The sequence below is a fragment of the Sandarakinorhabdus cyanobacteriorum genome (genome assembly GCF_002251755.1).
Classification (GTDB): domain Bacteria; phylum Pseudomonadota; class Alphaproteobacteria; order Sphingomonadales; family Sphingomonadaceae; genus Sandarakinorhabdus; species Sandarakinorhabdus cyanobacteriorum.
This window is the reverse complement of sequence record NZ_NOXT01000106.1, coordinates 26841-40085: the sequence shown is the minus strand read 5'-3', so window position 1 is coordinate 40085 and position 13245 is coordinate 26841. Positions and strand designations below refer to the sequence as shown.

Genomic DNA, 13245 nt, shown 5'->3' with positions numbered 1-13245 from the left:
TTGCCATGCATGCGATTCTTCCCCCCGATCCTGCAGTTTATCCGCCGGCGCTGGTGATTTCCGGCCTGGTGAAGAGCTTTGCCGGGATGCGGGCGGTGGACGGGCTGGATCTCGTGGTGCCGGCGGGTGAAATCTATGCGCTGCTGGGGCCCAACGGTGCCGGCAAGACGACGACTCTGCGCATGGTGACCGGGCTGGCACGGCCCGATGCCGGATCGATCCGCCTGTTCGGGGTGGACGCGTTGGCCGATCCGATCGCGGCCAAGCAGATGCTGGCCTGGCTGCCGGATGAGCCCTTGTTGTATGACAAGCTGACGGCGGCGGAATATCTGGCCTTCATCGCCGGGCTGTGGCGGGTGCCGGCCGATGTGGCGGCGGCGCGGGCCGACCGGCTGCTGGCGCGGCTGGGCCTGGCGGACAAGCGCGATGCCCGCTGCGAAGGCTTTTCGCGTGGCATGAAGCAGAAGCTGGCGCTGGCCGGCGCCCTGATCCACGAGCCGCGCCTGTTGATCCTGGATGAGCCGTTGACCGGGCTGGATGCGGCGGCGGCCCGCGTGGTGAAGGACATGCTGATCGAGTTTGTCGGCACCGGGGCGACGGTGATCATCACCACCCACATATTGGAAGTGGCCGAGCGCATGGCGGCACGCATCGGCATCATCCGGGCTGGGCGGCTGGTGGCGGAGGGCACAATGGCCGAGCTGGCGGCCGGGCGCGGCGCCGGCACCACGCTGGAAGACGTATTTCTGGAACTGGCGGCGGCGTGATGGCTGGATTGATGGCCGCCCTGGCACCCGCCAGCCTGCCCTGGCTGGTGCTGCACGATGTGCGGGTGCGGGCACGCGGCCAGCAGGGCACGCTGACAAAGGCGGTGCTGGTGCTGGTGCTGGCCATCCTGCCGCTGGTGGTGGGCACCATGCTGGCCTGGCGCTGGCGCGGGACAGCGATGCTGCCGGTGGAGAATTTGGGCCAAGTGGCAGCGGCGATGGCGGCGATGGCGCTGGTGATGCTGAGTTCGGCCTATGCCCATGTGCTGCGCATGGGGCGCGACCGGGGGGAGCTGGAGCTGTTGCTGTCGGCCCCGATCCCGGCGGCGCGGGCGATCATCATGCGCACGGCCAGCATCAACGCCATGGTGGCGCTGCCCTTTCTGTTGCTGACCACGCCCTTTTTTGTCGCGTCGGCGCTGTTTGGCCATTGGCCGTGGCTGGCCGGGCCGCTGGTGGTGGTGGCCGTGGCACTGGCGGCAACGGCAACGGCGCTGATGATCGCGGCCGGGCTGGACCGGCTGATGGGCCCGGCGCGGGCGCGGCTGGCGGCGCAGTTGACCGGGGTGCTGCTGGGCGCATCGATGTTCGTGCTGGGCCAGACGCCGAATTTCGCGCCGCAATGGTTTGCGGCGCATATGGGGGCGCTCTATCGGCCGCCGACCTTTCCGTTCGATGTGCCGGCGCGGGCATTGTTTGGCGATCCGGCCGCGTTGATGGCGATGCTGGCGCTGGCGGTGCTGGCGGCGCGCGCGGCGGCCGAGCTGGCGGCCAGCCGGCTGGAGGCGGCCCCGGCCCCGGTGGTGGTGTCGCGCCAAGGGCAATCGGCCCGCTTTGGCGGCAGCCCGTTGGTGGTGCTGTTTGGCAAGGAATGGCGGCTGCTGCGGCGCGACCCCGAACTGGTGGCGCAGATTGGCCAGCAACTGGTGTTCATGGTGCCGATTGTCGCGCTGATCTTCAGCGGCGGCACCATCACGCCGGGGCGGTTGGCGGCGGCGGGGGTGTTTGTTGGCGGGGCGCTGGCCTCGTCATTGGCCTGGCTGGTGATTGCGGCCGAAGATGCGCCCGATCTGATCGCGTCCGCCCCGGTGCCGGCCGGGCAGGTGCTGATCGCCAAGCTGGGGGCGGCCTTGGTGCCGCCGTTGTTGCTGGTGCTGGCTGTGGCAGCGCTGGTGGTGGTGCGCCAGCCGCTGGCCGCGGCGCTGATGCTGCCGATGGCACTGGTGTCAGGGCTGAGCACGGCGGCGCTGCAATATTGGACGCGCCAGCCGATGAAGCGCAGCGCCTTTCGCCAGCGCTATCGGTCATCGCTGATGATGGCGCTGGGCGAATTCATCGTGCTGGGCAGCCTGGCGGCGGCAACACAACTGTTGCTGGCCGGCAGCCTGTGGGTGCTGGCGGCGTTCGCGGTGCCGGGGGTGCTGCTGGCCGGGGTGTGGTGGTTTCGCGTCAGGCCGGACGGCTGAGCGCGGCTGCCGCCCGGGCGCGGGCGGTGATGGCCGCCCAGTCGGTCTCGCCGCGCTTGGCGATCCAACTGCCGCCCACGCAGGCGACCGACGGTTCGGCCAGCCATTCGGGCGCGCTGGCTTCGGTGATGCCGCCGGTGGGGCAGAAGCGCACGGCGCCGAACACGGCGGCCATGGCCTTCAGCGCCGGCAGGCCGCCATTGGCGGTGGCGGGGAAGAATTTCAGCCGGGTGAAGCCCAGTTCGAGGGCGCGGATGATGTCGCTGGCGGTGGCGACCCCGGGCAGGCAGGGCAGGCCGCTGCCGCGCGCGGCGGCGCCCAGCGTTGCGGTCAATCCGGGGGAGACGATGAAGCGCGCGCCGGCGGCCTTGGCCAGGGCCAGATCCTGCGGCGACAGCACGGTGCCGGCGCCAACAACGGCGCCAGGCACACTGGCCATCTCGCGGATCACGTCGAGCGCGGCCGGGGTACGCAGCGTCACCTCCAGCACCGGCAGGCCGCCGGCCACCAGAGCTTCGGCCAGCGGTTTGGCGTGTGCGACATCGTCCACCACCAACACGGGAATGACGGGGGCAAGGCCCATGAGTTCATCGACGGTCATTACGGTCACTTCGGTTGCTTGCGGGCAAAGGCGGCGGCCGCGCCATACAGGCCGGGCTGCGGGTGGGTGATCAGCTTGACCGGCAGGCTGCGCATCAGATTTTCAAAGCGGCCTTTGGCGGCAAAGCGGCCGGCAAAGCCGGATTTGGGCAACAGATCGGCCAGACGCGCGCCCAGCCCGCCGCCAATCACCACGCCGCCGGCGCCATGGGCAAGTGCGATATTGCCGGCAAAGGTGCCCAGGGCGAGGCAGAAACGGTCGAGCGCGGCGGTGGCGAGGCTGTCCTCCCCGCTCATCGCCAGGGTCCACAGCGCCTTGTCGTCCATCGGCTGGATGGCGCGGTCTTCCAGCGCAGCGAGCGCGGCGTGGATATCGGCAAGGCCGGGGCCGGAAATCACCCGCTCGGCCGACACGCGGCCAAAGCGGCGGCGGAAATGGGCGAGAATGGCATCTTCCAGGCTGTCCACCGGCGAGAAATCGCCATGGCTCCCTTCGGTGGGCAGCACCTGCCAATCATCGCCGCCGTTCTTCACCAGCAGGCCGACGCCCAGCCCGGTGCCGGGGCCGAGCACGGAGATGGTGCCGCTGTCGGGCAGCGGTTGATCGGGCCCGCACAGGTGGCGGAACTGGTCGGCCCCGCAGGCGCCGACGGCATAGGCCACCGCCTCGAAATCATTGACCAGCACATGGGCATCAAGGCCGAGCTTCTCGTTCACCAGCGCCGGGCGGATCACCCAGGGGTTGTTGGTCAGCTTCAGCTCTTCGCCAACCACCGGGGCGGCAACGGCGATGGCCGCAGCGCGCGGCAGCGGGTGGCCGAGCGCGGCGCCAAACGCCTCCCACGCCATTTGCAGCGAAGCATGATCGGCGCAGCGCAGCACCATCGGTTCGTCCAGCCGCACCACCCGACCGGCGGCATCCAGCCGGGCCAGCGCAAAGCGGGCGTGGGTGCCGCCGATGTCGGCCGCCACAAGCTCAGTCATGCCAGCTCACTCCGTCACGTTCGGTCAGGGCGATCGCCGCCGATGGACCCCAGGTGCCGGCGGCATAGGGTTTGACGCCCATGCCGGTTTCGGCCCAGCCGGCGCGGATGGCGTCGATCCAGGTCCATTGTGCCTCCACCTCGTCGCGGCGGACAAACAGGGTCTGCCGGCCTTCGACCAGGTCGAGCATCAGCCGTTCATAGGCGATGCGGCGGCGCACATCGGCAAAGGCGTTCTTCATGCCGATATCAAGCGGCACGGCGCGCAGCTTCAGCCCGTCGCGATCGAGCCCCGGCACCTTCGCCATCATCTGCAGGCCGATATTCTCGTCGGGCTGGATGGAGATGATCAGCTTGTTGGGCTTCATCGCGGCATCGCCGAACATCGAATGCGGCACGGGGCGGAACTGCACGATGATCTCGCTCATGCGTTCGGGCAGGCGCTTGCCGGTGCGCAGATAAAAGGGCACGCCCTTCCAGCGCCAATTGTCGACATGGGCCTTCAGCGCCACGAAGGTTTCGGTGTCTGATGGGCGGCCCAGTTCCTCGGCATAGGCCTTCACCGGCTGGCCGCCGCTGGAGCCGGCGCCATATTGGCCGCGCACACTGTGGCTTTCGACCTCGCGACCGGTGATCGGCCGCAGCGAACGCAGCACCTTCACCTTTTCGTCCCGCACCGCCGCCGGGTCGAGCCGTGCCGGCGGCTCCATGGCAACCAGGGCGAGCAGCTGCAGCATGTGGTTCTGCACCATGTCGCGCAGGGCGCCCATGCCGTCGTAATAATCGGCGCGGCCTTCCAGGCCGACAGTTTCGCCGACAGTGATCTGCACCGAGGAGATGCCGCCCGCGTTCCACAGCGGTTCGAACAATATGTTGCCAAAGCGCAACGCCAGCAGATTCTGGACGGTTTCCTTGCCGAGATAATGATCGATGCGGAAAATCTGGCTTTCGGGATACGCGGTGGCAACGGCATCGTTGATGGCGCGGCTGCTGGCCAGATCATGGCCCAGCGGCTTTTCCAGTGCGAGGCGCGCCCCGGCACAGGCCAGGCCCGCCCCGGCCAGCCCGGCGATGGTGGGGCCGAACAGGCTGGGCGCCGTCGACAGGAAGATCGCCAGCCGGCAGGGATCGCCGACCTCGGCCGCCAGCGCCGAAAAACCCTCGGGCCTGGTGGCATCCAGCGGCACATAGGCCAGCCGGTCGAGGAAGGCGGCAACCGCACCGGCCGGGCGGCGTTCGGCCTCGACAAATTGTTCCAGCGCCTTGGCGGCCATGGCCTTGAAGGCTTCGGCATCAAGCGCGCTGCGGGCGGTGCCGATGATCCTCAGATCAGGGTGGAGCAGGCCATCGGCTGACAGGCCAAACAGCGATGGCAGCAGCATGCGGCGCGACAGATCGCCGGTGGCACCGAACAGCAACAGGGACGTAGCGATGGTCATGCCTGACCCTTGAACAGGAATGTGAACGTTAACGCAAGCCTTGCGGCCCAGCTGGCCTCGTTATGGCCGGTTCCGGGAAAGGCACGCGATACGGCATCCTGCCCTTGCACCCACTTGGCTTCAAGCAATGCCTTGTCGGCAACCGCCTGGAAGGGGGCATAATATTGGTCCAGCCCCTGATCGCCATGGTCCAGCCACAGGCGACGGCCGGCGGGCGGGCCGAGCCGATCATGTATCCAGCCGGCGATGGCGGCCTCGATCGCCGGCACTTCGCCGGCCTGGGGTTCGGGCTGCGGGGCCAGCACCGGCCAGTGGGTCGAAAGACAGCCGGCGGCCCGGAACAGATCCGGCCGCTCCATCAGGGCGTTGAGGGAGGCGAGGCCCCCCATTGAAGAACCGGCGATGAACGCCTTGCCCGGCGCGACCGGATAGGAATTTCGCAGCAGCGGCAGCACGACATCGGCCAGGAAGGCCAGATAGGCCGGGGAGCGTGACGGCCCGCCGCCCACCTGGTTGAAGCGGACAGCGAGCGGCGCCGGCAGCCGCGCCACCAGATCGGCCGGCACATAATCGCCCCAGCGCTGCACGCCGCTGTTCCACACGCCGGCGACGATCATCGGTGGCAGCGTGCCGGCCGCCATGCCGGCCATGATGGTTTCGGCCACCCGCCAGGAGACACCGCCATAGGCCGAGGCCGGCTCGAACAGATTCTGGCCATCGTGCATCAACAGCAGCGGCAGCGGATGGCCGGCGGGCGCATCGGGCGGCACCCACACATCGACATGGCGGGGCAGGATGCCAGGGCCGGCGAGATTGGCGTGGCGGCGGAACTGGATGGACTCGCCGGCCCGCCCCCGGCTGGCCAGCAATGCCGGGGCGGCGGCCAGCAGCGCGCGGCGGCAGATCACTTGATCGGCTCGAACCGGGCGGCGGCGCCGCCACCGCCGGCGGCCAGCTGCAGGGCCAGCCTGTCCGTGCTGGTGACGATGCGGGTTTCGACGGCCAGATCGAGCGGGTTGGCTGCGGCGGCCGGGCCATCGCGCCACAGGGTGAGGCGATAACGTGTGCCGGGGGTGAGGAAGCTCAGCGGCACATCGGCGGCAACCGCCGTCTTGCCGCCGGCGGCGCCCAGCCACCAATCCTGGCCGCCGCGGCGCTGGCGGGCGGTGACGACATGGCTGCCCGGCTCGCCCGCCAGCGTCACCGATTCCTGCCAGTCCACCGGCACGGCGCGAATGAAGTCCATCGCGGCCTTGGGTGCCTTGGCATAATTTTCCGGGAGATCGGCGACCATCTGCAGCGGCGAATAGATGGTGACATAGAGGGCCAGTTGCTTGGCGAGCGTCGAGGGGATTTTCTGGCCGCGGCCCTGCAGGCTCACGATGCCGGGGGTATAATCCATCGGCCCGGCAAGCAGGCGGGTGAAGGCGAGCGTCGCCTCATGCTCCGGCCCGTTGTTGGGGTTGCCCCAGGCGTTGAATTCCATGCCGCGCGCGCCTTCACGGCTGACCCAGTTGGGGTAGGTGCGCCGCAGGCCCGTGTCCTTGATCGGTTCGTGGCTGTTGACGCTGATGCGCTGTTTGGCGGCCGCTTCCAGCACGCGGACATGGTGGCGGGCGCTGGCCTGGCCTTCGTGCCATTCATAGGTGAGGGCGCGCGGCTGGCCGTTCATGTCGATGCCCAGAAATCCGTCCTTGGGCGTTGTGGCCGGCACCTGCAGGCCGCCGGCATCGGCGACATAGCCGGTCTTCACCATGGTGACGCCGTTTTTGGCATAATAGGCCATGCCGGCGTCCAGCTGCGCTTCGTAATTGGCGAGATTGCCGCTGGTTTCGTGGTGGCCAATCAGGCCGATGCCCTTCTTGCGGGCGTGGGCGGCGATGGCCGCCATGTCGAAATCGGCGGTCGGTTCGGAAAAGCGGAAATCCCAGCCGTTGGCGAACCAGTCCCCATCCCAGCCCTTGTTCCAGCCTTCGATCAGCAGGCCGCACAGGCCGTTGGCGGCGGCCCAATCGATCATGCGGATGGCGTTGGCGGTGGTGGCGCCGTGCCTGGGCCCCGTTGCCCATGTATCGGTGTCGAGGTGCATCGACCACCAGATGCCGGCATATTTGCAGGGTTTGACCCAGGCGACATCGCCCAGCCTGTTGGGTTCGTTGAGGTTCAGGATCAGGCTGCTGTTGGCCAATGCCGGCGCATCATCGCCGATCATCACCACCCGCCACGGGGTGGCAAAGGGCGCGGCGACGACCACGGCAGACCCGCTGGCCGACGGGGTGAGGGCGGCACGGAAAATGCCGTTGCCGGCCGGCTGCAGGTTCATGCCGGCATAATCGATCAGCGCGGCTTCGTGGATGGACAGCCAGGTGCCGTTCGCGGTCTTCCCTTCCGTCGCCTTGGCGGCGGGCACAAACATCGTGAGTGGCGTCTGGGCGAGGCCGACTTCGGTGATGCCGGTCTGGCGGTACAGATATTCCTCGCGGTTCCATTCCAGCGCCGGGATCCACCAGGCCCGGCCGCCGGCGGCATCGGCGATGCGGAACTCGGTCAGCTCGGCAACGATGCGCAACTGTTTGAGATTGGACTGTTCCGGGAAGGCATAGCGCAGGGCGATGCCATCGTTGAAGGCGCGGATGACCAGATCGAAGCGGCGTTTCAGCACGCTGGTTTCGGCGATGTGGAGGATGAGCTGGTTGTGGCTGTCGCGCACCCGGGCGCGCTCGCCCCAGGGCTGATCCCAGGTCGTGTCGCTGCGGCTGGCCTCTTCGCCGGTGACGGCCAGCTTGCGGTCAAGCTTGGGCGCGTCGGCCAGGATGAAGCCGAGCGGTGCGGCGGCGAGCAGTGGTTTGCCGTCGCGACTGGCCTGCCAATAGAGCCGGCCATCGCCATCACCGGTGATGCGCACTTCGGTGCGGCCATCGGGAGAGCGCAGCACCGGTTCGGCCAGCGCCGGCAGCGCGCACAGCAGCGCCAGGAGAGCAAGGATCAGGCGCATGGTGCAATCAGTCCCGAATAGGGCGGCAGCCGCCGGTCGGTGGCGCCGCCGTGGCTGGCAAAGGGCGCGCCGATGGCCAGATCGACGGCGATGGGCTCGGCACCCAGGTTGTAGGCGCAAACCAGGGTGGCATCGCCCAGCGTGCGGTGCAGGATGAGCAGATCGCCGTTGGCCACGACAACCCGGGCGCTGCCGCGCTTGAGGGCGGGCTGCTGCTGGCGCAGGGCCATCAGCGCCGCGGTCCAGTGCAGCATCGATTGCGGGTCGCCCTGCTGCAGGTCAACGGCGCGGGCGGCATGATCGGCGCCCAGCGGCAGCCAAGGCCGGGCCATGGAGAAGCCGGCGTTGGGCTGGCCGGCAAGCCAGGGCATCGGCGTGCGGGCGCCATCGCGGCCCAGGGTGAGCGGCCAGTTGGCGATGGCTTCGGGGTCCTGCAGATCGGCAAAGCCGATTTCGGCCTGGGTGAGGCCGAGTTCCTCGCCATAATAGAGGAAGATGTTGCCGCGCAGCGCGACGAGCAACAGCATGATCAGCCGGGCATAATCATCATGGGCGCAGGGCCCGTGCCAGCGGCTGGCGGCGCGCGGGGCGTCGTGGTTGGAAAAGGCCCAGCTGGGCCAACCGGTGCCTGGCGTTTCTGGCCATTCGGCCAGCGCATCGGCGACCAGGCGCGGGGTGAGCTGCTCCCCATAGAGGAAGTTGAAGCCATAGGCCGAATTGAGGCGTCGGGTGCCGGCTGTGAAGGCGTGCATCTCGGCAATCGCCTCGTCGCCGCCCACCTCGGCGACGGTGAAGCGATCGGGATAGGCGGCGATCACTCCGGCCACCCGCTCCAGAAAGCCGGGGATATCCGGGTGGGACATGTTGTGGATGCGGCGCTGGAAATCGAAAGGCCGGGTGCGCTTGTGGTTGCCGCTGGCCGGCGGATTGTCGCGCAGCAGCGGATCATGCATGGCGAAATTGATGGCATCGATACGGAAGCCATCAACGCCGCGATCCAGCCAGAAGCGGGCGACATCCAGGATGGCATCCTGCACCGCCGGGTTGTGCATGTTGAGATCGGGCTGCGAATTCAGGAAGTTGTGCAGATAATATTGCTGACGGCGGGCGTCCCAGGTCCAGGCCGGGCCGCCGAACACCGACTGCCAGTTGGATGGTGGGGTGCCATCTGGCTTGGGATCGGCCCAGACATACCAATCGGCGCGCGGATTGCTGCGGTTCTGGCGGCTTTCCTGGAACCAGGCGTGTTGGTCTGATGTGTGGCTCCACACCTGATCGATGATGATTTTCAGGCCAAGCTGGTGAGCGCGGGCGATCAGCGCATCGAAATCGGCCAGCGTGCCGAAGATGGGATCGACGCCGCGATAATCGGCGACGTCATAGCCGAAATCGCGCATCGGCGAAGTGAAGAAGGGCGACAGCCAGATGGCATCGACATTCAGTGATGCGACATGATCGAGCCGGGCGGTGATGCCGGGCAGATCGCCGATGCCGTCGCCGTTGCTGTCGAGGAAGCTGCGCGGATAGATCTGGTAGATGCTGGCGCCCTGCCACCAGGGGACGGCGGCTGGGGCGTGCGCTTCGGGTGCGGGCTGCGCGGCATCAGGCATCACTTGTCACTCGCATCGCTGCTGCACACGGCAATGCCGAGGGGCGGCAGGCTGATCGCCAACGTGCCGGGAGCAGCGGCCGTGGCGGGGCAGGTGCCAAAGCGACTGGTCCAGTCCCGGTGGGCGGGATCGACCATCACATTGGCGGTGAGGGGGGTGTTGGCGGTGTTCATCACCACCAGGGTTTCACCAGGTTTTCCAGCCAGTTGGCGGGAAAAGGCGAACAGGCCGGGGGCATCGCCGGCCGCGCGCACCCGGGTGGTGCCGTGGCGCAGGCGGGGATCGGCCGCGCGCACGGCGGCCATGGCCTTCAGCGCGCGGTAGAAGGGGTGGGCGGGATCATAGCTGGCAACCGTGTGGCCGGCGCTGGTGCCCAGCCTCTGCATGGCGCGATATTCGGGCACCAGGCTGGCGAACAGCGGCTGGCGGGCGAGCTGGTCATTGCCAGTGCCGATGAAGCCCTGCTCGTCGCCGGCGTAAATGGTTGGCACACCACGGGAGAACAGCAGGAAGCCGTGGGCGAGCAAGGTGCGCTGCGCCAGTTCGACGGTGTCGATATTGGGATTGGCGCGGCGGACGAACCAGGCAAAGCGGCCGCCGTCGTGGTTGGAGATGAAGCTGGCGTTGGTGGCGGCGGTGGCTTCGCCTTGTGGATACAGCACATCATCGGCGAACAGGCGGGCGAGAACCGAGGTGGGGGCGGTGCCGGCAATCGCCTCCATCGCGGCGTTTTTCAGAGCGAAATCAAGCACGTTTTCCATGCCGGTGATGCGGCTGTTGCGGGCGAGGCGGCCAACATCCACCTCGTCCACCGAGACTTCGCCGAAGATGTGGAAATTGGGGATGCCGGCGGCCTTGGCCCGGGCCTGCATGGCCGGCACAAAGCGTTGCCAGAATTCGGGATTCACATGCTGGGCGGTGTCGACGCGGTAGCCGTCGATGCCGAGCTTTTCGATCCAGTTGCCATAGATTTCGATCATCCCGTCGATGACGCGGGGATGTTCGGTGGCAAGGTCATCAAGGCTGACGAAATCGCCGAACTGGCTGGATTCATTACGATAAACCGTCTCGCCGCGGTTGTGGTAATAGATGGGATCGTTGAGCCAGGCCGGCACCTTGATGCGTTCCTCGCCGGGCGTGATGAACGGCGTGTAGGCAAAATCGGGGCGGGTGAGTTTGGCCCAGTTTTCAGGCGTGGCGATGTGGTCGCCGGCAAAGCCGGGGTTGATTTGCCCGCCCGACGGGCCGCCCTGGCGGCTGTAGGGATAATCGGCCCGGCTGCGGTAAGTGCATGGTTTGCCAACACATTCCCGATACTGGATGACATCGGCGGTGTGGTTGGTGACGATATCGAGATAGACCTTGAGCCCACGGGCATGGGCGGCGTCGACCAGGCGCTTCAGATCGTCGTTGCTGCCCAGATGGGGGTCCACCTGGGTGAAATCGGTGATCCAATAGCCATGGTAGCCGGCCGATTCCTGGCCCGGGCCGCCTTGCACCGGCTTGTTCTTGAACACCGGGGCGAGCCAGATGGCGGTGGCACCAAGCCCCTGGATATAATCGAGTTTCTGGAGCACGCCGGCCAGATCGCCGCCGTTGAAAAAGGCCTTTGACGTGGGGTCAAAGCCGGTCTGCAGCGGGCCGCCCAAAAGCCCGCCGCGATCATTGGCGGGATTGCCGTTGGCGAAGCGATCGACGAGCAGGAAATAGATCAGTTCATCCTGCGGCGGGCGGGCCCGGACGGCGGCAAGCGTGGCCGCATCCGGCGCCACGGTGACCGCAACCGGGGCGCGGGTGGCCGCAGGCGTGGCGGCGGTGACCGCGAGCAGCGCGGCGGTGACAATCGAGCGCATCATGATCGGACCTCGCGGGCGGGAGCATGTTTGGCCAGCCAATCTTCATGGCCGGGCAGGGCGGCGGCGCCGGCGGCGATGGCACGATCCAGGCTGGTCATGAAGCCGGCCAGATCATCGCGGCCGATGCCGCCGGTGAGCGGGTGCGGCCGGGCGGGCGGCAGACCCTGGCCGATCAGCACCTGCGCCCAGGCCAGTTCGGTGAACAGTTCATCATGGTCGCGGCGGATGCGCCCCGTCGCCTGGAACAGGGCGATGCGATCCGCCAGATCGGGCGGCACGTCCATCGCCTGCATCTTGGCCCAGAACGGCGTGTCGGCGCGCGCGGTCGCCTTGTAGTGCAGGATGATGAAATCGCGGATCCATTCCATCTCGCGCGCGGCCTGGCGGTTGGCTTCGGCTGCCAGCACCGGCAGTTCGCCGGCATCGCCGGGCAGCAGCGCCAGCAGGCGGGCGATGGCCGACTGGATGAGGTGGATGGAGGTCGATTCGAGCGGTTCGAGGAAGCCGGCGGACAGGCCGATGGCCATGCAATTGCCTATCCAGACGCGGTCGCGCCGGCCGGCCTGGAAGCGAAGGCTGCGCGGTTCGGCCAGCGCCGGGCCATCAAGATTGGCCAGCAGCACGGCGGTCGCCTCATCCTCGCTGAGGTGGGCCGATGAAAACACATGGCCGTTGCCGATGCGGTGCTGCAGCGGGATGCGCCATTGCCAGCCGGCGGCGCGGGCGGTGCTGCGTGTATAGGGGGCGAGGGGGCCGCCCGGCGCGTGCGCGCAGGGCACGGCGACGGCGCGGTCGCACGGCAGCCAGTGCGACCAGTCGTGCCAGCCGCTGGCCAGGGTTTCGCCGAGCAACAGGCTGCGGAAGCCGGAGCAATCGATGAAGAGATCGCCGGCGAGGCGGCGGCCATCGTCCATGTGGAGGGCGAGGATGGTTTCGCCCTGGGTTTCGACGCGGGCGATACGGCCTTCGTGGCGGGTGACGCCGCGCTGCTGCGCATAGCGCCGCAGATAGGCGGCATAGAGGCCGGCATCGAAATGATAGGCCCAGACCAGCGGCGGCAGCGTGTTGTCGCCGGCGAAGGGGGCAAAGCGGCCCATGCGCGCGGCGCGTTCGTTCAGGCTGTAGTGGCCATAATCGGCGGCCACGCCGGCGGCGCGGGCGGCGGCCCACCAATGCTGGAAGGGCACGACGCCAAGGCCGCGGCCCACCTCGCCGAAATTGTGCATGTAGCGGTGGCCGGGCTGCCACCAATCGACAAATTCGATGCCGAGTTTCAGCGTGCCCTGGGTTGCCCCAAGGAAATCGGCTTCATCAATGCCCAGTCCGGCGTTGAACAGCCGGACTTGCGGGATGGTTGCCTCGCCCACCCCCACGGTGCCGATGGCATCGGATTCGACCAGATGAATCTGCCACGCCGGACCGCAGAAGCGGGCGAGTGCTGCGGCGGTCATCCAGCCGGCGGTGCCACCGCCGGCGATGACAAGCCGTTGGAAGGGTTGATCGGGCATCATCGCATTTGCGCATGAAAA

Annotated in this window: 10 protein-coding genes; 2 read left to right on the top strand and 8 right to left on the bottom strand. The window is 67.9% G+C overall.

Annotation, left to right across the window (positions count from 1 at the left end; all coding sequences use genetic code 11):
- Positions 1 to 5: 5 nt before the first annotated feature.
- On the top strand, positions 6 to 767 hold the full coding sequence (locus tag CHU93_RS08050) for an ABC transporter ATP-binding protein (protein ID WP_094473576.1): 762 nt from the start codon (positions 6 to 8) through the stop codon (positions 765 to 767).
- Positions 767 to 2233 carry a hypothetical protein gene (locus tag CHU93_RS08045; protein WP_133064353.1) on the top strand — a complete coding sequence of 489 codons (1467 nt, stop codon included), beginning with the start codon at positions 767 to 769 and terminating at the stop codon, positions 2231 to 2233. Before CHU93_RS08050 ends, CHU93_RS08045 begins: the two co-directional genes overlap by 1 nt.
- On the opposite strand, the gene eda is transcribed toward CHU93_RS08045, so the two are convergent.
- The 8 genes from eda to CHU93_RS08005 are packed head-to-tail and all read right to left on the bottom strand — an operon-like array spanning position 2217 to position 13224.
- A complete protein-coding gene (gene eda / locus CHU93_RS08040; RefSeq protein WP_094473574.1) occupies positions 2217 to 2834 on the bottom strand; it encodes a bifunctional 4-hydroxy-2-oxoglutarate aldolase/2-dehydro-3-deoxy-phosphogluconate aldolase in 618 nt (205 codons plus the stop codon). The genes CHU93_RS08045 and eda overlap by 17 nt on opposite strands.
- Positions 2835 to 2839: 5 nt before the next feature.
- A complete protein-coding gene (gene glk / locus CHU93_RS08035; protein ID WP_094473573.1) occupies positions 2840 to 3817 on the bottom strand; it encodes a glucokinase in 978 nt (325 codons plus the stop codon).
- On the bottom strand, positions 3810 to 5255 hold the full coding sequence (zwf, locus tag CHU93_RS08030) for a glucose-6-phosphate dehydrogenase (protein WP_094473572.1): 1446 nt from the start codon (positions 5253 to 5255) through the stop codon (positions 3810 to 3812). Before zwf ends, glk begins: the two co-directional genes overlap by 8 nt.
- On the bottom strand, positions 5252 to 6163 hold the full coding sequence (locus CHU93_RS08025) for an alpha/beta hydrolase (protein WP_094473571.1): 912 nt from the start codon (positions 6161 to 6163) through the stop codon (positions 5252 to 5254). Before CHU93_RS08025 ends, zwf begins: the two co-directional genes overlap by 4 nt.
- A complete protein-coding gene (locus tag CHU93_RS08020) occupies positions 6160 to 8250 on the bottom strand; it encodes a glycoside hydrolase family 97 protein (RefSeq protein WP_094473570.1) in 2091 nt (696 codons plus the stop codon). The genes CHU93_RS08025 and CHU93_RS08020 overlap by 4 nt, the downstream gene beginning before the upstream one ends.
- Positions 8241 to 9860: an alpha-amylase family glycosyl hydrolase gene (locus tag CHU93_RS08015; protein ID WP_094473569.1), complete on the bottom strand. Its 1620-nt coding sequence runs from the start codon at positions 9858 to 9860 to the stop codon at positions 8241 to 8243. The genes CHU93_RS08020 and CHU93_RS08015 overlap by 10 nt, the downstream gene beginning before the upstream one ends.
- On the bottom strand, positions 9860 to 11716 hold the full coding sequence (locus CHU93_RS08010; RefSeq protein ID WP_423825898.1) for an alpha-amylase family glycosyl hydrolase: 1857 nt from the start codon (positions 11714 to 11716) through the stop codon (positions 9860 to 9862). Before CHU93_RS08010 ends, CHU93_RS08015 begins: the two co-directional genes overlap by 1 nt.
- Positions 11713 to 13224, bottom strand: a complete 1512-nt coding sequence (locus CHU93_RS08005; RefSeq protein WP_094473609.1) for a tryptophan halogenase family protein — start codon at positions 13222 to 13224, stop codon at positions 11713 to 11715. The genes CHU93_RS08010 and CHU93_RS08005 overlap by 4 nt, the downstream gene beginning before the upstream one ends.
- Positions 13225 to 13245: the final 21 nt, after the last annotated feature.

Coding starts and splice junctions, on each gene's coding strand:
- zwf (WP_094473572.1), bottom strand. CDS start 5,255: ATGACCATCGCTACGTCCCTGTTGCTGTTCGGTGCCACCGGCGATCTG.
- CHU93_RS08020 (WP_094473570.1), bottom strand. CDS start 8,250: ATGCGCCTGATCCTTGCTCTCCTGGCGCTGCTGTGCGCGCTGCCGGCG.
- CHU93_RS08010 (WP_423825898.1), bottom strand. CDS start 11,716: ATGATGCGCTCGATTGTCACCGCCGCGCTGCTCGCGGTCACCGCCGCC.
- CHU93_RS08015 (WP_094473569.1), bottom strand. CDS start 9,860: ATGCCTGATGCCGCGCAGCCCGCACCCGAAGCGCACGCCCCAGCCGCC.
- eda (WP_094473574.1), bottom strand. CDS start 2,834: ATGACCGTCGATGAACTCATGGGCCTTGCCCCCGTCATTCCCGTGTTG.
- glk (WP_094473573.1), bottom strand. CDS start 3,817: ATGACTGAGCTTGTGGCGGCCGACATCGGCGGCACCCACGCCCGCTTT.
- CHU93_RS08005 (WP_094473609.1), bottom strand. CDS start 13,224: ATGCCCGATCAACCCTTCCAACGGCTTGTCATCGCCGGCGGTGGCACC.
- CHU93_RS08045 (WP_133064353.1), top strand. CDS start 767: ATGGCTGGATTGATGGCCGCCCTGGCACCCGCCAGCCTGCCCTGGCTG.
- CHU93_RS08050 (WP_094473576.1), top strand. CDS start 6: ATGCATGCGATTCTTCCCCCCGATCCTGCAGTTTATCCGCCGGCGCTG.